General features: G+C 65.3%; 18 protein-coding genes and 1 pseudogene. 17 read left to right on the forward strand and 2 right to left on the reverse strand.

The window, feature by feature from the left end; all coding sequences use genetic code 11:
• The first annotated feature begins 1 nt into the window (after position 1).
• From ACVW1C_RS32250 to ACVW1C_RS32290, 9 genes are all read left to right on the forward strand, one after another.
• The gene (locus ACVW1C_RS32250; RefSeq protein WP_456761711.1) at positions 2–1,516 is read left to right on the forward strand and encodes a tripartite tricarboxylate transporter permease; all 1,515 of its coding nucleotides are present in this window, start codon (positions 2–4) and stop codon (positions 1,514–1,516) included.
• 186 nt (positions 1,517–1,702) lie between these two features.
• Positions 1,703–2,683 carry a tripartite tricarboxylate transporter substrate-binding protein gene (locus tag ACVW1C_RS32255; protein WP_456761712.1) on the forward strand — a complete coding sequence of 327 codons (981 nt, stop codon included), beginning with the start codon at positions 1,703–1,705 and terminating at the stop codon, positions 2,681–2,683.
• 177 nt (positions 2,684–2,860) lie between these two features.
• Positions 2,861–3,655 (forward strand): thymidylate synthase, encoded by a 795-nt coding sequence (locus ACVW1C_RS32260; protein ID WP_456761713.1) that lies wholly within the window; start codon positions 2,861–2,863, stop codon positions 3,653–3,655.
• Between the two features lie 8 nt (positions 3,656–3,663).
• Complete coding sequence (locus ACVW1C_RS32265; protein ID WP_456761714.1) at positions 3,664–4,149, forward strand: N-acetyltransferase family protein; 486 nt, start codon at positions 3,664–3,666, stop codon at positions 4,147–4,149.
• Positions 4,149–4,661, forward strand: a complete 513-nt coding sequence (locus ACVW1C_RS32270) for a dihydrofolate reductase (protein ID WP_456761715.1) — start codon at positions 4,149–4,151, stop codon at positions 4,659–4,661. The genes ACVW1C_RS32265 and ACVW1C_RS32270 overlap by 1 nt, the downstream gene beginning before the upstream one ends.
• Before the next feature lie 144 nt (positions 4,662–4,805).
• Positions 4,806–5,948: an FtsH protease activity modulator HflK gene (hflK, locus tag ACVW1C_RS32275; protein ID WP_456761716.1), complete on the forward strand. Its 1,143-nt coding sequence runs from the start codon at positions 4,806–4,808 to the stop codon at positions 5,946–5,948.
• Entirely contained in the window at positions 5,945–6,844 is a 900-nt protein-coding gene (gene hflC / locus ACVW1C_RS32280; protein ID WP_456761717.1) for a protease modulator HflC, read from the forward strand. The genes hflK and hflC overlap by 4 nt, the downstream gene beginning before the upstream one ends.
• Positions 6,845–6,949: 105 nt before the next feature.
• Positions 6,950–7,150, forward strand: a complete 201-nt coding sequence (locus tag ACVW1C_RS32285) for a DUF2065 domain-containing protein (protein ID WP_092115850.1) — start codon at positions 6,950–6,952, stop codon at positions 7,148–7,150.
• A gap of 186 nt (positions 7,151–7,336) precedes the next feature.
• Positions 7,337–8,833, forward strand: a complete 1,497-nt coding sequence (locus ACVW1C_RS32290; protein WP_176529885.1) for a Do family serine endopeptidase — start codon at positions 7,337–7,339, stop codon at positions 8,831–8,833.
• A 180-nt stretch (positions 8,834–9,013) separates the two neighbouring features.
• Here ACVW1C_RS32290 and serB read toward each other — a convergent pair whose 3' ends face one another.
• Entirely contained in the window at positions 9,014–9,931 is a 918-nt protein-coding gene (gene serB / locus ACVW1C_RS32295) for a phosphoserine phosphatase SerB (protein WP_456761718.1), read from the reverse strand.
• Between serB and miaA the strand changes: the two genes are divergently transcribed.
• The 8 genes and pseudogenes from miaA to ilvC all read left to right on the forward strand — a co-directional run bounded on the left by miaA (position 9,930) and on the right by ilvC (position 17,951).
• Positions 9,930–10,859, forward strand: coding sequence for a tRNA (adenosine(37)-N6)-dimethylallyltransferase MiaA (gene miaA, locus ACVW1C_RS32300; RefSeq protein ID WP_456761719.1), 930 nt, complete (start codon positions 9,930–9,932; stop codon positions 10,857–10,859). The genes serB and miaA overlap by 2 nt on opposite strands.
• Positions 10,860–11,253: 394 nt before the next feature.
• Entirely contained in the window at positions 11,254–13,029 is a 1,776-nt protein-coding gene (locus tag ACVW1C_RS32305; protein ID WP_456761720.1) for an acetolactate synthase 3 large subunit, read from the forward strand.
• Positions 13,030–13,236: 207 nt separating this feature from the next.
• Complete coding sequence (locus tag ACVW1C_RS32310) at positions 13,237–14,223, forward strand: threonine dehydratase (protein ID WP_456761721.1); 987 nt, start codon at positions 13,237–13,239, stop codon at positions 14,221–14,223.
• A gap of 21 nt (positions 14,224–14,244) precedes the next feature.
• A complete protein-coding gene (gene ilvN, locus ACVW1C_RS32315; RefSeq protein ID WP_016841057.1) occupies positions 14,245–14,787 on the forward strand; it encodes an acetolactate synthase small subunit in 543 nt (180 codons plus the stop codon).
• A gap of 3 nt (positions 14,788–14,790) precedes the next feature.
• A complete protein-coding gene (locus ACVW1C_RS32320) occupies positions 14,791–15,486 on the forward strand; it encodes a class I SAM-dependent methyltransferase (RefSeq protein WP_456761722.1) in 696 nt (231 codons plus the stop codon).
• 74 nt (positions 15,487–15,560) lie between these two features.
• Positions 15,561–15,908: pseudogene (locus tag ACVW1C_RS32325) on the forward strand (EamA family transporter); the annotation flags it as partial.
• A 252-nt stretch (positions 15,909–16,160) separates the two neighbouring features.
• Entirely contained in the window at positions 16,161–16,781 is a 621-nt protein-coding gene (locus tag ACVW1C_RS32330) for a LysE family translocator (protein WP_456763232.1), read from the forward strand.
• Positions 16,782–16,931: 150 nt separating this feature from the next.
• Positions 16,932–17,951, forward strand: coding sequence for a ketol-acid reductoisomerase (gene ilvC, locus ACVW1C_RS32335; RefSeq protein WP_028342350.1), 1,020 nt, complete (start codon positions 16,932–16,934; stop codon positions 17,949–17,951).
• Positions 17,952–18,083: 132 nt separating this feature from the next.
• On the opposite strand, the gene ACVW1C_RS32340 is transcribed toward ilvC, so the two are convergent.
• Entirely contained in the window at positions 18,084–19,190 is a 1,107-nt protein-coding gene (locus ACVW1C_RS32340) for a DUF2336 domain-containing protein (protein WP_456761723.1), read from the reverse strand.
• Positions 19,191–19,242 lie beyond the last annotated feature (52 nt).

A 19,242-nucleotide genomic window follows, 5' to 3' on the forward strand; every position in this document is an offset into this window, starting at 1 on the left:
GATGGAACTGTTTGCCAATCTCGCCCACGGCTTCGCGGTCGCGTTCTCGCCGATCAACCTTCTGATGTGCCTGATCGGTGCGCTGGTCGGCACGCTGGTCGGCGTGCTGCCGGGCATCGGCACCATCGCCACCGTCGCGATGCTGCTGCCGATCACCTTCGGCCTGCCGCCGGTCGGCGCGCTGATCATGCTCGCCGGCATCTATTACGGCGCGCAGTATGGCGGCTCGACCACCTCGATCCTGGTCAACATTCCCGGTGAAGCGACCTCCGTGGTCACCGCGCTCGACGGCCACCAGATGGCACGACAGGGCCGCGCCGGCCCGGCGCTCGCGATCGCCGCGATCGGTTCGTTCTTCGCCGGTTGCGTCGCAACCGTGCTGATCGCCGTGCTCGGCGCGCCGCTCACCAAGCTCGCGCTGGCGTTCGGCCCGGCCGAATATTTCTCGCTGATGGTGCTCGGCCTGATCTTCGCGGTAGTGCTCGCCAAGGGCTCGGTGCTGAAGGCGATCGCGATGATCGTGTTCGGCCTGTTGCTGTCGATGGTCGGCTCCGATATCGAGACCGGCGCCTCGCGCATGGCCTTCAACATCCCCGAGCTTGCCGACGGGCTCGGCTTTGCGACGGTGGCGATGGGCGTGTTCGGCTTTGCCGAGATCATCCGCAACCTCGACGCGGGTGCCGAGGTGAGCCGCGATCTGGTCCAGCAGAAGATCACCGGTCTGATGCCAACCAGGAAGGACCTGGTGGATTCCACGCCGGCGATCGTCCGCGGCACCGTGCTCGGTTCGATCCTCGGCATCCTGCCGGGCGGCGGCGCCGTGATTGCGTCGTTCGCGGCCTATACGCTGGAGAAGAAGCTGGCGAAGGATCCGTCGCGGTTCGGCCGCGGTGCGATCGAGGGCGTGGCGGCGCCGGAGAGCGCCAACAACGCGGCGGCGCAGACCTCGTTCATCCCGCTGCTCACGCTCGGCATCCCGCCGAATGCGGTGATGGCGCTGATGGTCGGGGCGATGACCATTCATGGCATCGTGCCGGGTCCGCAGGTGATGGTGAAGCAGCCCGACCTGGTCTGGGGCATGATCGCCTCGATGTGGATCGGCAATCTGATGCTGATCATCATCAACCTGCCGCTGGTCGGCATCTGGGTTCGTCTGCTGCGCGTGCCGTACCGGCTGATGTTCCCCTCGATCGTGGTGTTCTGCGCGATCGGCATCTACTCGGTGAACAACGCGCCGGTCGACGTCGTGCTCGCAGGCGCCTTCGGTCTGGTCGGCTACTGGCTGATCAAGCACGACTTCGAGCCGGCACCGCTGCTGCTCGGCATGGTGCTCGGCCCGCTGATGGAAGAGAACCTGCGTCGTGCACTCCTGATCTCGCGCGGCGACTGGAGCGTGTTCCTGTCGCGGCCGCTGTCGGCGGTGCTGCTGGCGATCGCGGCGGGTCTCCTGGTGCTCGCCGTGCTGCCGACCCTGCGTGCGAAGCGCGACGAAGTGTTCGTGGAGTCCGAGGGCTAAAGCACGATCCGGAAAGTGTGAAGCGGTTTTCCGGATAGATCATGCTCAAACAAGGAGCGCCGGCCCTGCGTCGGCGCGCCGCAGGCGGAAGTCGAATCGACACTCGATGTCGTCTCATGAAATGAAAATGCCGGCCGATTTGGCCGGCATTTTTATTTGGTCAGAACGTTCCCGGGAGGAATTGAGATGATGTCCATTCGCTCGCTTGCGGGCGCATGCCTTTCGGCATTTGCGGCGCTGGGCGCATTCGCCGTGCCGGCCTCCGCGCAAAACTATCCGACGCGCACCATCACCATGATCGTGCCGTTCGCAGCCGGCGGTCCGACCGACGTCATCTCGCGCATCGTCACCGCGCACATGGCGCAGACGCTCGGACAGAGCATCGTCATCGAGAACGTGGTCGGTGCCGGCGGCACCACGGCGACGACGCGTGCCGCCCGCGCCGCCAATGACGGCTACACGCTGGTCACCGGACATATGGGCGCGCACGCGGCTTCCGTGCCGCTCTATCCGAAACTCGCCTATCACCCGGAGAAGGATTTCGAGCCGGTCGCGCTGCTCGCCGGCACGCCGATCCTGATCCTTGCCCGCAAGGATTTCCCGCCGAAGGATCTGAAGGAATTCGTCGCCTACGTGAAGGCCAATGCCGAGAAGGTCAACGCCGCGCATGCCGGCATCGGTTCGGTCTCGCATGCCTCCTGCGAGCTGTTGAACTCGATCCTCGACGTCAAGCCGGTCGGCGTGCCCTTCAACGGCACCGGCCCTGCGATGAACGCGCTGGTCGCCGGCCAGGTCGATTACATGTGCGACCAGATCGTCAACGCGGTGCCGCAGATCAACGCCGGCACCATCAAGGCCTATGCGGTCGCGACCCCCGAGCGCAATCCGTCGCTGCCCAATGTTCCGACCACGGCGGAGGCCGGCCTGCCGGCGTTTCAGGCCCAGGCCTGGAACGCGATCTTCGCGCCGAAGGGAACTTCGCCCGCGATCATCGTCACGCTGAATGCCGCGGCCATCAAGGCGCTCGACGATGAGAACGTGCGCAAGCGCCTGCTCGAGCTCGGCAGCGTGATCCCGGCGCCCGCCAACCGCACGCCGGAGGCGCTCGCGACCCTCGTCAAAAGCGAGATCGCGAAATGGACCCCGGTGCTCAAGCCGGCCAGTTAAGCCAAGGCGATCAAGCAGATAGATGAGGGGCGGAACACGGGTTCCGCCCCTTGTCGTTTGGCGCAAGGGTGCTCACTTTTCAGGGTATAATCGGTGCAATCCGCCGAATCGGCATGTCGGTTGGCAGCCTCGGCCGTTAAGTTCGCCGCTTCCCCCGAAGGGTCCGAAACCAACGCCATGAACCAGTATCACGACCTGCTCGAACGCATCCTCGCCGACGGCGCCGAGAAGCACGACCGCACCGGCACCGGCACGCTGTCGATCTTCGGCCACCAGATGCGCTTCAACCTCTCGGCCGGCTTTCCGATGCTGACCACCAAGCGGTTGCCGCTGAAGGCGATCGTGCACGAGCTGCTCTGGTTCCTCGCCGGCGACACCAACATCAAATATCTCAACGACAACGGCGTCACGATCTGGGACGAATGGGCCGATGCCAACGGCGATCTCGGCCCGGTCTACGGCTCGCAATGGCGCTCGTGGCCGGCGCCCGATGGCCGCAGCATCGACCAGATCACGAACGTGATCGAGATGATCAAGCGCAATCCGGACTCGCGGCGGCTGATCGTCAGCGCCTGGAATCCGGCCGAGGTCGACAAGATGGCGCTGCCGCCGTGCCACTGCCTGTTCCAGTTCTATGTCGCGAACGGCAAATTGTCCTGCCAGCTCTATCAGCGCTCGGCCGACGTCTTCCTCGGCGTGCCCTTCAACATCGCCTCCTACGCGCTGCTGACCATGATGGTCGCGCAGGTCACCGGCCTCAAGCCCGGCGATTTCGTGCACTCGCTCGGCGACGCACATCTCTACTCGAACCATATCGAGCAGGCGCGGCTGCAATTGACGCGGCCGACGCGGCCGTTGCCGACGATGGCGATCAATCCCGACGTGAAGGATATCTTCGCGTTCCGCTACGAGGACTTCAAACTCGAGGGTTACGACCCGCATCCGCACATCAAGGCTGAAGTCGCGGTCTGAGGGATTAGATGTCGCTGACCATACGCCGCGCGCGGCCCGATGAGGCCGGACTGGTGTTCTCGCTGGTCCGCGAGCTCGCCGACTACGAGAAGCTCTTGCACGAGGTCCACGCCAGCGAGGCCGATATCGCCGAGGCGCTGTTCGGCGCCAACCCGCGGCTGACTTGCGACATCGCGGAATGGCACGGCGAGCCGGCCGGCTTCGCGGTCTGGTTCGTCAATTTCTCGACCTTCGCCGGCCGCCACGGCATCTATCTCGAGGATCTCTTCGTGCGTCCGGCGCTGCGCGGCAAGGGCATCGGCAAGGCGCTCTTGGTGCATCTGGCGAAGCAATGCCTCGCCAATGGCTGGTCGCGCTTGCAATGGGCGGTGCTCGACTGGAACGCGCCGTCGATCGCATTCTACAAGTCGCTCGGCGCCGAGCTGATGGACGAATGGACGATTTGCCGCGTCTCCGGCGAGGCGCTGTCGGCGCTCGCGGAAGGAGCCCGCTGATGGAGATCGTGCTCGTCGTCGCGGTTGCCGAGAACGGCGTGATCGGAAATGCCAACGCAATTCCGTGGCGGCTGAAGACCGATCAGCAGCGCTTCAAGGCCATCACCATCAACCGGCCCGTCGTGATGGGACGCAAGACCTTCGAATCCCTGCGCAGGCCGCTGCCGGGTCGCACCAACATCGTGGTGACGCGCGATCCGAACTACCGCGCGCGCGGCGCCATCGTCACGTCGTCGTTCGAAAATGCCCGCGCAATTGCGCTTGGTGACGCGCTGCGGCGTTTCGCCACTGAAATTGCCGTCATCGGTGGCGCGGAGATCTATGCGCAGTGGATGGGCACGGCCGATCGGCTCGAGATCACCGAGGTTCACGCCCGGCCGGACGGCGACACACGGTTCGACAAAATCGACGCAAAGGAGTGGGACGAGGTCGCGCGCGTGCGAAATCCGGCAGGTCCGGACGACAGCGCCGACTTCTCCTATGTGACATATCGTCGGCGCGGCCGGGGTTAACCAATGTTTGCATTGACAATTGTGGCCCGGCGCATAGCTCGTCCGGCCAGGAAGCTTGCGTTGTAAGGGCCTGAGCGGTCCCCTATAACCGGGCCGGACATTCGAGGCCGGGCGTCCCGTCCGGACTTGTCGAGGAGATGTTTGATGCCGTGGAAAAATCAAGGCGGGGGGCCATGGGGCTCGGGTCCGAAAGGGCCATGGGGCTCGGGTCCGCAGTCGGCCGGGCCAAGGCCGCCGGATCTTGAGGATCTGCTGCGGCGCGGCCAGGACCGGCTGCAGCAGTGGCTGCCCGGCGGTCATTTCAGCGGCATGGGCATCGCACTGGTGCTGGTCGCCGCGCTGGCGATCTGGTTCGCCACCGGGATCTTCCGCGTCCAGTCCGAAGAGCTCGGCGTCGTGCTGCGCTTCGGCAAATACGTCCGCGATGCGCAGCCGGGCCTGCGCTATCACCTGCCGTATCCGATCGAGACGGTGCTGCTGCCGAAGGCGCTGCGCGTCAACACGATCTCGATCGGCATGACCCTGATCGACGATCCCGCACGGCGCGGCCGCACCATGCGCGACGTGCCGGAAGAGAGCCTGATGCTGACCGGCGACGAGAACATCGTCGACGTCGACTTCACCGTGCTCTGGCGTATCAAGCCGGGCGGGGCCGGCGCCTATTTGTTCAACATCCAGAATCCCGAAGGCACCGTGAAGGCGGTCGCCGAAAGCGCGATGCGTGAGGTGATCGGCCGCTCGCAGATCCAGCCGATCCTGACCGGGGCGCGCAACGTCACCGAGCAGAGCGTCCAGGAGCTGATGCAGAAGACGCTCGATTCCTACAGCGCGGGCATCCAGATCGCGCAGGTGCAGATGCAGAAGGTCGATCCGCCGGCGCAGGTGATCGACGCATTCCGCGACGTGCAGGCGGCGCGCTCCGACCTCGAGCGCAAGCAGAACGAGGCGCAGACCTACGCCAACCGGATCGTGCCGGAAGCGCGTGGTCGTTCCGCGCAGATCCTGCAAGCCGCGGAAGGCTACAAGGAGCAGGCGGTCGCCGAGGCCAAGGGCCAGAGCGCACGCTTCCTGAAAGTCTATGAAGAGTACAAGAAGGCACCCGAAGTGACGCGCGAGCGCATCTATCTGGAGACCATGGAACGCGTGCTCGGTAGCTCCGAGAAGCTGGTCTATGACGGCGGCCAGGGCCAGAACATCGTGCCCTACCTTCCGCTCGGCGAACTGACGCCGCGGCGTCCGCCGGCAGCACCGGCCACGACCGGCCAGCCGCAGGGAGCCACCCGATGAGGTCCCCTGTCACCGGCATTGTGTCCCTGATCGTCCTCTTCATCGTGCTCGCCGTCGGCTACAGCTCGGTGTTCACCGTGCAGCAGACCGAGCAGACCATCGTCCTGCGGTTCGGCGAGCCGGTCGAGGTCGTCACCGATCCCGGCCTGCACTTCAAGGCGCCGTGGAATTCGGTGATCAACGTCGACAAGCGCATCCTCGATCTCGAAAACCCGTCGCAGGAGGTGATCGCCGCCGACCAGAAGCGGCTGGTGGTCGACGCCTTCGCGCGCTACCGCATCAAGAATGCGCTGCGCTACTACACCAGCGTCGGCTCGATCCAGGCCGCCAACCTGCAGCTGACCACGCTCTTGAATGCGGCGCTGCGCCGCGTGCTCGGCGAGGTCACCTTCATCACGGTGGTGCGTGACGAGCGCGAGAAGCTGATGGCCCGGATTCGGGAGCAGCTCGACAAGGAGGCCGACGGCTACGGCATCGAGGTCGTCGACGTCCGCATCCGCCGCGCCGACCTGCCGGAGCAGAACAGCCAGGCGGTGTACGACCGGATGAAGTCCGAGCGTCAGCGCGAAGCCGCCGAGTTCCGTGCCCAGGGCGACCAGAAGGCGCAGGAGATCCGCTCCAGGGCCGACCGTGAAGCGACCGTGATCGTGGCCGATGCGAACTCGACCGCGGAGCAAACCCGCGGTGCGGGCGATGCCGAGCGCAACCGCCTGTTCGCCGAGGCCTATGGCAAGGACAAGGACTTCTTCGCGTTCTATCGCTCGATGACGGCCTATGAGAACAGCCTCAAGTCCGGCGACACGCGTTTCCTGTTGCGGCCGGACTCGGAATTCTTCAGATACTTCGGCAATGCGAACGGCAACGCGCCTGAGGCGGCCGCCGCGCCGAAACAGTAACGTCACGACTGAACATCACGACTTGAATCAAGACCTGGCGGCGATGCGGATACCGCGTCGCCGCCACTCAACAACAACAAGCATCGAGCGGGAGGCTGCCATCCGATGAAGTCCATAGCGTTCGGCGACTTCCTCATCGGGTTGGGAATCCTGTTCGTGCTCGAAGGCATCCTGTTTGCGGCAAGCCCCGCCTGGATGCGCCGGGCGATGAAGAGCGCGCTGGCCACGCCCGACAACATTCTGCGCATCGTCGGCATCGGTTCGGCGGTTGCGGGACTGATCCTGATCTGGCTGGTGCGGCGCTGACCATTGCCTGTTCCACCGCGCAGACCGCGCCGGAATGAACATAATCGTGAGCCTCTGGCGGCCGGTTTTTCGCCGAAATGCCCGGGTGAGATGCTTGCGCCATATGCCCGTTCGGGCGCACTCTGTAATCACGGGCGCATACTGCGACCAGCTAATTTGAACCCGTTTGCCTGGAGAAACTCCGACATGATCGCTGCCAGACCAGCCCTGAGCCGTCGCCTCCGCATGATGGGAGCTGCGATCTCGATCGGTGCTGCGAGCATGCTGAGCTCCGTGCCGGCGTTCGCACGCGGCCCCGAGGGTATCGCCGACATCGCCGAGAAGGTGATCGACGCCGTCGTCAACATCTCGACGTCGCAGACGATCGAGGCCAAGGACCGGACGATGCCGCAATTGCCGCCGGGCTCGCCGTTCGAGGAATTCTTCGACGACTTCTTCAAGAACCGCCGCGGCCCGCCCGGCAAGGGCGGCGACAAGAGCGGCGAGTTCCAGCCGCGCAAGACCAACTCGCTCGGCTCGGGCTTCATCGTCGACACCGCGGGCATCGTCGTCACCAATAACCACGTCATCGCCGACGCCGACGAGATCAACGTCATTCTCAACGACGGCACCAAGATCAAGGCCGAGCTGGTCGGGGTCGACAAGAAGACCGATCTCGCGGTTCTGAAGTTCAAGCCGCCGAAGCCGCTCACCGCGGTCAAGTTCGGCGACAGCGACAAGATCCGCCTCGGCGACTGGGTGGTCGCGATCGGCAACCCGTTCAGCCTCGGCGGCACGGTGACCGCAGGCATCGTCTCGGCCAAGAACCGCGACATCAGCCAAGGGCCGTATGACAGCTACATCCAGACCGACGCCGCCATCAACCGCGGCAATTCCGGCGGTCCGCTGTTCAACCTCGATGGCGAGGTGATCGGCGTCAACACGCTGATCATCTCCCCGACCGGGGGCTCGATCGGCCTCGGTTTCGCCGTGCCGTCGAAGACGGTGGCCGGCGTCGTCGACCAGTTGCAGAAGTTCGGCGAATTGCGCCGCGGCTGGCTCGGCGTTCGCATCCAGCAGGTCACCGATGAGATCGCCGACAGCCTCAACATCAAGCCGGCACGCGGCGCGCTTGTTGCCGGCGTCGACGACAAGGGCCCGGCCAAGCCGGCCGGCATCGAGCCGGGCGACGTCGTCGTCAAGTTCGACGGCAAGGACGTCAAGGATCCGAAGGATCTGTCGCGCATCGTCGCCGATACCGCGGTCGGCAAGGAAGTCGACGTCGTCGTCATCCGCAAGGGCAATGAAGAGACCCGCAAGGTCACGCTTGGCCGGCTCGAGGACAACGACAAGGTTCAGCAGGCAAACGCCAAGCCCAAGGACGACACCGCCGAGAAGCCGGTGACCCAGAAGGCGCTCGGTCTCGATCTCGCGGCTCTGAGCAAGGATCTGCGCACCAAGTACAAGATCAAGGACAGCGTGAAGGGTGTCATTGTGACCGGCGTCGACAGCAACTCCGATGCTGCCGAGAAGCGTCTGTCGGCTGGCGACGTCATCGTCGAGGTGGCGCAGGAGGCGGTGTCCAGCGCCGCCGACATCAAGAAGCGGATCGACCAGCTGAAGAAGGACGGCAAGAAGTCCGTGCTGCTGCTGGTCTCCAACGGCGACGGCGAACTGCGCTTCGTCGCGCTCGGGGTGCAGTAGAGGCGCGCTGACGCCTCACCCTCACTGTCATCCCCCGCGAAAGCGGGGGATCCAGTACGCCGCGGCCGCTCCTGTTGAGAAAAGTCGGCAACGGCTTTTCCAGGCAATCGGCATCGGTGGTTATGGGGCCCGGCTCCGTGCGCAAACGCGCACTCGGCCGGGAAGACAAGCTTCGCGAGCCTACTCCGCCACGAATTCGTCCCGGCGATAGCCCTGCGCATAGAGCAGCGCGGTGAGGTCGCCGTGATCGATCCGCGCCGCCGCGGCGGCTGCGACTGCCGGCTTGGCGTGATAGGCGACGCCGAGACCTGCGGCCTGGATCATGCCGAGATCGTTGGCGCCATCGCCCGCGACCAGCGTGTCGATGTCGTCGAGGTCGAAGGATTCGGTCAGCTCGACCAGGGTGGCGAGCTTGGCGGCGCGGCCGAGAATCGGCTCGACCACTTCGCCGGTCAACTTGCCGTCCGCGACCTGCAACTGGTTGGCGCGGTTCTCCTGGAAGCCGATCTTCTCCGCGACCACCTTGGTGAACAGGGTGAAGCCGCCGGAGATCAGGCAGGTATAGGCGCCGTGCGCGCGCATCGTCGTGACCAGCGCGCGGCCGCCCGGCGTCGGCGTGATGTGTTTCTCCAGCACCTCGTCGACGACGCCGACCGGCAGGCCCTTGAGCAGCGCGACGCGCTCGCGCAGCGCCGATTCGAACTCGATCTCGCCGCGCATCGCGCGCTCGGTGATGGCGGCGACATGGGCCTTCAGCCCGGCGAAATCGGCGAGCTCGTCGATGCATTCCTGGCCGATCATGGTCGAATCCATGTCGGCCAGAAAAAGCTTCTTGCGCCGGCCGATCCGAGGCTGCACGACAATGTCGATCGGCAGGTCGCCGCGGGCCTGGCGCAGGCGCTCCTCGATGGCCTTGATGTCGTCCCTGCCGGCGTCTCCGCTGGAATTTTGGCTCTCGAACGGGATGTCGACGGCGACCTCGTTGAACAGCCACTGCACCGGGCCCGGTGAGGGCAGCACGGCCCGCGCACCGTCGACGATGGTGGAGTCGAGCGCGGGGCTTGCAGGATTGCAGATCAGCGTGGCAACGAGGGACATGCAGGCGCATTCAGAATTGTTGGACAAGGCGGTGCTTATCGCAGGGCCGACCGCCAGCGGCAAGTCGGCGCTGGCGCTCGAGCTTGCCCAGCGCGCCGGCGGGGTCGTGATCAACACCGACTCGATGCAGGTCTATCGCGACCTCCGGATCATCACCGCACGGCCGACCGCCGCCGAGGAGGCGCAGGTTCCGCACAGGCTCTATGGCCATGTCGATGCCGGTGTGAATTTCTCCGCCGGTGCCTGGGTGACTGACGCGGCCAGGGTGCTCGGCGAGGCCCGTGCGGACAAGCGCCTGCCGATCTTCATTGGCGGCTCGGGCCTGTATTTCAAGGCACTGACGCGCGGGCTATCGGCGGTGCCGCCGATCCCCCCCGATGTGCGTGACGGCGTGCGCGCAAGGCTGGAGCAGCACGGCGTCGAGGCGCTGCATGCCGAGCTTGCGGCGCGCGATCCGGTGTCGGCCGATCGGCTGAAGCCGCGCGACCGCACCCGCATCGCGCGGGCGCTCGAGGTCGTCGAGGCCACCGGCCGCCCGCTGCCGGACTGGCATCGCAATGGCCTGCCGCCGCTGCTGCCGCCGGGCCAATTCCACGCGCTGTTTCTTGCGCCGGAGCGCGAGCGGCTCTATGCGCGGATCGACGCGCGGTTTGGCGCGATGCTCGATACTGGTGCGCTCGACGAGGTCGCGGCGCTGGCCGCGCGCGGGCTCGATCCGCTGCTGCCGGCGATGAAGGCACATGGCGTCCCGGCCCTGATCCGGCACCTCAAGGGCGAGATCAGCCGGGCGGAGGCCGCCGAGATCGGCCGGGCCGACACCCGCCACTACGCCAAGCGCCAGTTCACCTGGTTTCGCCACCAGCTCCCGGAATTCGAATGGGTGGTGCCCGAGGCCGCGAAGGGGTGGCTGCAGCAGCAAATCCTATAGCCCCAGATGGAGCGCAGCGGCCATCCGGGCTGCGGAAGCGCCTCCGGCCGCCGCGCGCCCGTCTGCCATGCGCGTTGCGCTGCGCAAAAACACTCGCCGAACGGTCGGAACCCCGTTACAATTCAAAAATCGCGAAACTGGCTGCCTTGCCTTGACATTCGGGGTTTGGCCGCTATGTTCGCGCAACCTTTGAGAAGACTGGGTCACCTCGTGCGCAACATTATTACCAAACTGCTTATCGCCGTCGTACCCAGGCACACCGCCGGGGATGGCTAGCGGCCATCCAAATTCGGGCGGTGTGCATGGGGCCTCTGGGGCCCCTTTTTATTGCCCGAAGCAGAACTGACGAGAACTGACAAAAGCCGCGCAAAAACAAGCGCATCCGGAGCGAACCATGACCGACAAGAGCCACGATCCCAATCAGATGACCGGCGCCGCGATGATCGTGCGCGCGCTCATCGATCACGGCGTGCAGCATGTCTTCGGCTATCCCGGCGGCGCGGTGCTTCCGATCTACGACGAGATTTTCCAGCAGAGCGAAGTCGAGCATATCCTCGTCCGCCACGAGCAGGGCGCCGGCCATGCCGCCGAAGGCTATGCCCGCTCGACCGGCAAACCCGGCGTGGTGCTGGTGACGTCGGGGCCCGGCGCCACCAACATGGTGACGCCGCTGACCGACGCGCTGATGGATTCGATACCGCTGGTCTGCATCACCGGCCAGGTGCCGACCCACCTGATCGGCAACGACGCCTTCCAGGAATGCGACACCGTCGGCATCACGCGGCCCGCCACCAAGCACAACTGGCTGGTGCGCGACGTCAACGACCTCGCCAGGGTGCTGCACGAAGCCTTCTATGTCGCCACCACCGGCCGCCCCGGTCCGGTGCTGGTCGACGTGCCGAAGGACGTGCAGTTCGCGACCGGCACCTATCATCCGCCGCGCAAGTCGGACGTTCACATCTCCTACACGCCGCGCGTGAAGGGCGATGCGACCCAGATCCGCAAGGCGGTGGCGCTGCTCGCCAATGCAAAGCGTCCCGTGATCTATTCCGGCGGCGGCGTGATCAATTCGGGTCCGGAGGCCTCAAAGCTGCTGCGTCAGCTGGTGGAGGCGACCGGCTTCCCGATCACCTCGACCCTGATGGGACTGGGCGCCTATCCGGCGTCGGGGCCGAACTGGCTCGGCATGCTCGGCATGCACGGCACCTACGAAGCCAACATGACGATGCATGATTGCGACGTCATGCTGTGCGTCGGCGCGCGCTTCGACGACCGCATCACCGGCCGCGTCGATGCCTTCTCGCCGGGCTCGAAGAAAATCCACATCGATATCGACCCGTCCTCGATCAACAAGAACATCCGCGTCGACGTGCCGATCATCGGCGACGCCGGCAATGTGCTCGGCGACCTGTTGCAGGTGTTCAAGGCGGAGGCGAAGAAGCCGGATATCAAGACGTGGTGGCAGCAGATCGCGCAATGGCGCGCGCGCAACTCGCTGTCCTACCGCAAGAACAACGATATCATCCTGCCGCAATACGCGATCCAGCGCCTGTTCGAGCTGACCCGCGGCAAGGACACCTACATCACGACCGAAGTCGGTCAGCACCAGATGTGGGCCGCGCAGTTCTTCGGCTTCGAGGAGCCGCACCGCTGGATGACCTCGGGCGGTCTCGGCACCATGGGCTACGGCCTGCCGGCCGCGGTCGGCGTGCAGGTGGCGCATCCGGACAGCCTGGTGATCGACATCGCCGGCGACGCCTCGGTGCAGATGACGATCCAGGAGATGTCGACCGCGGTTCAGTTCGAGCTGCCGATCAAGATCTTCATCCTGAACAACCAGTACATGGGCATGGTGCGGCAGTGGCAGCAGCTGCTGCACGGCAACCGCCTGTCGCATTCGTACTCCGAGGCGCTGCCGGACTTCGTCAAGCTCGCCGATGCCTATGGCTGCGTCGGCCTGCAGGCGACCAAGCCGTCCGACCTCGATGGCGCGATCAAGGAGATGATCTCGATCAGGCGCCCGGTGCTGTTCGACTGCCGCGTCGCCGCGCTGGAGAACTGCTTCCCGATGATCCCGTCGGGCAAGGCGCACAACGAGATGCTGCTGCCGGAAGAAGCGACCGATGAGGCGACCGCGAAGGCCTTCTCCGGCGGCAAGGCGCTGGTGTGATGACGGATCGGCGCGGAGCACTCTCTCTTCACCTCGCCCCGCTTGCGGGGAGAGGTCGGATTGCGCGTGAGCGCAATCCGGGTGAGGGGGAGTCTCCGCGAGTCCGTCTCTCACCATTGCCTTGGAGGCAGCCCCTCACCCCAACCCTCTCCCCGCGAAGAGCGGGGCGAGGGAGCCTATCGCACGCTCGGATGGAGGGCGGCTCCCATGTTTGATCTCAGCGAGCTCGAGCGCGCGCACAGGATCGTCGGCACCGCGGTGCCGGCGACGCCGGCGTATGCCTGGCCGTTGCTGGCCGAACGGCTCGGCACCGAGGTCGTGGTCAAGCATGAGAACCACACGCCGATCGGTGCCTTCAAGGTGCGCGGCGGCCTGGTCTATCTCGAGCGGTTGAAGCGCGAGCGGCCCGATGTGCCCGGCATCATCTCGGCGACGCGCGGCAATCACGGCCAGAGTCTGGCGTTTGCCGCGAGCCGCCACGGCGTGCCCGCGGTGATCTACGTGCCGCGCGGCAACTCGGTCGAGAAGAACCGTGCCATGCATGCGTTCGGCGCCGAACTGGTCGAGCACGGCGAGGACTTCCAGGCCGCGCGGGAAGAGGCCGAGCGCCGTGCCCAGTTCGCCGGCCTGCACATGGTGCCGTCGTTCCATCCGGACCTGGTGCTGGGTGTTGCGACCTACGCGCTCGAGCTGTTTCGTGCGGCGCCCGATCTCGACATTCTCTATGTGCCGATCGGGCAGGGCTCCGGCATCTCCGGCTGCATCATGGCGCGCGACCTGCTCGGCCTGAAGACCGAGATCGTCGGCGTGCAGTCGACCGAGGCGCCGTCCTATGCGCTGTCGTTCGCGGCCGGCAAGATCGTGACCACCGAGACCAGCAACACGCTTGCCGACGGCATGGCGACGCGGATCCCGGACGCCGATGCGTTCGCCCTGATCCGCAAGGGCGCCTCGCGCATCGTGCAGGCCACCGACGACGAGGTTGGGCAGGCGATCCGCGCTTACTGGACCGACACCCACAATCTCGCCGAGGGCGCAGGCGCCGCGGCGCTCGCGGCCGCGCTGCAGGAAAAGAGCAAGCTCGCCGGCAAGCGGGTCGGCCTGATCCTGAGCGGCGGCAATATCGATTTCGATCTGTTCCGGACCTGGATCGGGACGGATGCTGCGCCGGCCGCCCAGCGGGCGGTGGCGTGAAAAGAATGTAAGGGGACGACCATGAACCAGCCCGCATCCGCCTACTTCCTCGAGGAACGTCACGATCCGAACGAGACGCACACGCTGTCCGTCCTCGTGCAGAACGAGCCCGGCGTGCTCGCGCGCGTGATCGGGCTGTTCTCCGGTCGCGGCTACAACATCGAGAGTCTCACGGTTTCGGAAACCGAGAGCCAGAAACACCTCTCGCGGATCACCATCGTCACCACGGGCACGCCGATGGTGATCCAGCAGATCAAGCATCAGCTCGACCGCATGATCCCGGTCTACCGGGTCGTCGACATGACGCTGACCGGCAGCTCGATCGAGCGCGAGCTTGCGATGGTCAAGGTGAGGGGCGGTGGCGATCACCGCGTCGAGGCGCTGCGGCTGGCGGATGCGTTCCGCGCCCGGGTGATCGATGCCACGACCGAGAGCTTCGTGTTCGAGATCACGGGCAACTCGTCCAAGATCAGTCAGTTCATCGACCTGATGCGCCCGCTGGGTCTGGTCGAGGTGTCACGAACCGGGGTGGCCGCGATCACGCGTGGGCCGGAAGGGATGTGAATCATGTTGGCGCGCGACTGGTACTACACGCAACGGCGGCAGGTCGGTCTCGATACCGCGGTTGCCTCGATCTATGACGTCAGCGAGGACAGCGATGTCCGTGCCCGCCAGGCGCTGACCATGCTCGGCGTCAGGCCGGGCTGGCGGATCGCCGATATCGGCTGCGGCAACGGCGTGCTGGCGACCGAGGCGGCACTGATGGGCGCCGAGGTCGACGCCATCGATATCTCGCCGGCGATGATCGGGCTTGCCGAAATCTATGCGCGCGACCGCAAGGCGAAGATCCGGACCCAGCCGGCCGGCCTGTTGTCCTTTGCCTATCAGCCGAATTCCTACGACCTGATCGTCAGCGAGTTCACGCTGCACCACCTGCCGGACTTCTGGAAGGCGGTGGCGCTGTCGCGGATCTTCAACGCGCTGAAGCCCGGCGCGAACTTCTATCTGCGCGACATGGTGTTCGTCAGCATGCCCGACGGGGTCGATCGCGATGTCGAGGGCTGGGCCGATTTCTCGATCAAGAACCACGATTTCGAGCGCGAAAGCGTGATGACCCATATGCGCGACGAATACTCGACCTTCGGCTGGGTGATGGAGCGCATGCTGACCGAGACCGGTTTCACGCTAGTCGCCGCCGACTACCACGCGCCGTTGCACGGCACCTATCTGCTGCGCAAGCCGAAGCCGGACGAACAGATCTAGATCCTCGCATCGACAGAGCCAAACCGAACCAAAGAAGAAGAACAATGAAGCCGGCCGATGTTGGCATCGCCGTCATGGTCGCGGTGATCTGGGGACTTGCGTTCGTCGCGAGCCGGATCGCACTCGATGAGCTGCCGCCCGAATTGATGACGGCGCTGCGCGTCGGCATCGCGGCGGTGCCGTGCCTGCTGCTGCCCAGGCCGGGCCAGGTTTCGTGGCCGCTTCTGATCGGAATCAGCCTGACCTTGTTCCTCGGCCAGTTCCTTGCGCAATCCATCGCCATCGCACGCGGCGTGCCGGTCGGGCTCACCAGCGTGATCGTGCAGAGCCAGGCGCTGTTCACCATCGGCTTTGCTGCGGTGCTGTTTGGCGAATTGCCGTCGCGGCTGCAGACCGTGGGCATCGCCATCGCCGCGATCGGCCTGCTGATGATCTGCGGCACCGTCGGATACGATTTCAGCGTCACCGCCTTTGCCATCCTGATGATCTCGCCGATCTCGTTCGCAATCGGAAACCTGCTGCTGCGGCCGGCGCAGGGCGCGCGCATGTTCGACCTGTTCGCATGGCTGTGCCTGTGTGCGGCGATCCCGCTGTTCGGTCTGTCGCTGCTGACGCTGGGCGCGAAGCCGATGTGGCAGGCGCTGTCGCATCTGTCGCCGGCCGGCATTGCCTCGATGCTGTTTGTCGGCACCGTGTCCACCAGCATTGCCTATTGGCTGTGGGGCCGCCTGCTCCGGGATTATCCGGCGGCGCAGGTGGTGCCGTTCGCGCTGCTGGTGCCGTTCGTCGGCTCCGCCGCCTCCAGCATCGTGTTCGTCGGCATCACGGTCGGCTTCGCCTTCATGGTCGGTGCGGTCGGCGTCGGGCTCGGGGCGGTCTTCATCGCCTATCCGGTGCTGCAGACGATCCTCAAATATGGCGGCGTCGCCTATCTGCTCTATCTCGCCGCCGTCATCGCCATGGCCGAACCGCCCTCGGCGGACAAGGACGACCGGCCCGGCCGCGGCCCGATGACGTTCTGGGGCGCGGCCATGTTCCAGTGGATCAATGCCAAGGGCTGGGTGATGGTGATCGGCACCATCACGGCCTACGCGGCGATTGCCGCCTTCCCCTGGAACATCGCGATCCAGGTCGGCCTGAGCCTGGTCCTGGGGACGGTGTCCTGCATCGTCTGGGCGCTGTTCGGCACCGCCCTGCGGCCGATCCTGACCTCGCCTCGGGCGATCCGCATCTTCAATGTGGTGATGGCCATCCTGCTGCTGGCCTCGCTTTACCCGGTCTTCATGGACGCATGATGCCGCACCGCGCCATGCGAGATGGGGGTTTCCCCTGAGGGGAAAAATGCTCTAGACAACGCCGGAAATTCGCGGGCGCCCGGCGGTTCTGACCTTCCGAAAGCCTGACTCATCGGCCGATTTTGGCCCCCTGCAAACGAGGAAAACACGATGCGAGTTTACTACGATCGCGATGCCGACCTGAACCTGATCAAGGGCAAGAAGGTCGCCATCGTCGGCTACGGCAGCCAGGGCCATGCCCACGCGCTGAACCTGAAGGATTCCGGCGTCAAGGAAGTGGCGATCGCGCTGCGCAAGGGTTCGGCCTCGGCCAAGAAGGCCGAGAACGCCGGCTTCAAGGTGATGGAAGTCGCCGAGGCCGCCAAGTGGGCCGACCTCGTCATGATGCTGACCCCGGACGAACTGCAGGGCGACATCTATCGCGAGCACCTGCACGACAACATGAAGAAGGGCGCGGCGCTCGTGTTCGCCCACGGCCTCAACGTGCACTTCAACCTGCTCGATCCGCGTGCCGACCTCGACGTGCTGATGATCGCGCCGAAGGGCCCCGGCCACACCGTGCGCTCGGAGTATCAGCGCGGCGGCGGCGTGCCCTGCCTGATCGCGATCGCCAAGGATTCGTCGGGCAACGCCCATGACCTCGGCCTCAGCTACGCCTCGGCGATCGGCGGCGGCCGCGCCGGCATCATCGAGACCACCTTCAAGGAAGAGTGCGAGACGGACCTGTTCGGCGAGCAGGTGGTGCTCTGCGGCGGCCTGGTCGAGCTGATCAAGGGCGGCTACGAGACGCTGGTCGAGGCCGGCTATGCGCCGGAGATGGCCTATTTCGAGTGCCTGCACGAAGTGAAGCTGATCGTCGACCTGATCTATGAAGGCGGCATCGCCAACATGAACTACTCGATCTCCAACACCGCCGAATACGGCGAGTATGTCACCGGTCCGCGTATCGTCACGGCCGAGACCAAGGCGGAGATGAAGCGCGTGCTCGCCGACATCCAGGGCGGCAAGTTCGCCCGCGACTGGATGCTGGAGAACAAGGTCAACCAGACCTCGTTCAAGGCGACCCGCGCCAAGCTCGCCCAGCATCCGATCGAAGAAGTCGGCGCCAAGCTGCGCGACATGATGCCCTGGATCAAGAAGGGCGCCCTGGTCGACAAGAGCAAGAACTAAGCGCCGGACGCGTCTGCGCGGAACGAATTGGTGGGTTACGCCTTCGGCGAACCCACCCTAAGCATCGAATCAAAAAAGGGTGGGCGCGTTGCCCACCCTTTATTCTTTGTCACGGCAAGGCAGCGGCGGCAGCTAGCCAGCCGCTATCGGCTGTTTCTCGATCCTGTTGTGCAGCTGCCAGAACCGCACGGTGCGCTGTGCGGTCTCCAGCGACAGCCGCCGGTAATCACGGTGCGCGATCTCGAGCGTCGCATGGTCGAGCGGATGCGGCAGCGGCCGCTTGCGCAGGATGGTTTCGACCGTCGGCCAGTTGAGCCGCGCCGAGCGGCACGGGATCAGGAGCAGGTCGGAGCGCAGCCCGAGCATCAGGCGCTCGATCATCGCGATCGGCATGTCGTTGAGCACGGCGAGCGCGACCGTGACCTCGTCGAACTTGCCGTCCTCGGCGAATTTGTAGACCGCCGCATCATCGAGCTCGTTCAGCTGCTTCATCAGCTTGACCAGCTCTTCGGCGATGCCGTAGTTGCGGCGGGGAGCCGCGGCCTCTTCCTGCGCGATGTCGTTCAGCACCTGGCTGATCTCCTCGCGCGCCCTGGGTGATGCGATTGCCAGCAGGCGGGCGCGCACCGTTTCCTTGGCGCGCTGCAGTAGGTCGCGCAGCAGCTTGGCCGGAATATCGATGCGCAGCCCGAGGATTTCGACCAGCTCGTCATCACCTTCGGCGCGGGCGACGATCGAGCAATAGCCGTTGTCGGAGAACTGCGCGCCGGCGTTCTTGGCAAGACGCCGGATCACCTTGTCCTCGCCGCGGTCGATGATGACGTCGGTGACGGAAGCCGGCAGGTTCTCCCGCGCCGAGATCGCGAACAGATGGTCCTGGCCCTTGCTGGCGGCGATCTCGCGCAGTGCGTCGTTCGAGAGGCGGCTGGAGTGGGTCAGCACGTCGCCGGCGACGCTGATGTCGTCGTCCCAGGCGAGGTGCTGAATCACCTCGAACGGCGCGTAGTCGAGCGGTGCGAGCCGCTTGCTGAGCTCGGCCCGCGCACGCGTCTCGACGCGCGCGACGAGCAGGCAAAGCACGTCGTCGAACACCTTGACCTGTTCATCGTTGAGGCGGTCGCCGTCGTTCAGGAACAGATCGGTGACCTGCCGCAGCGTCTGCACGCGCTTGGCCGACGTCCCGTCCCGGACGGCATCTTCGAGTTCGGCAATAATCGATTGTGACGCCTGTTGCGCCATCGACGGGCAACCTTGTTTTTCTTGGATGACAACTGTTTGCACGATAATGCTA

This window comes from Bradyrhizobium sp. USDA 4011, from assembly GCF_054063415.1.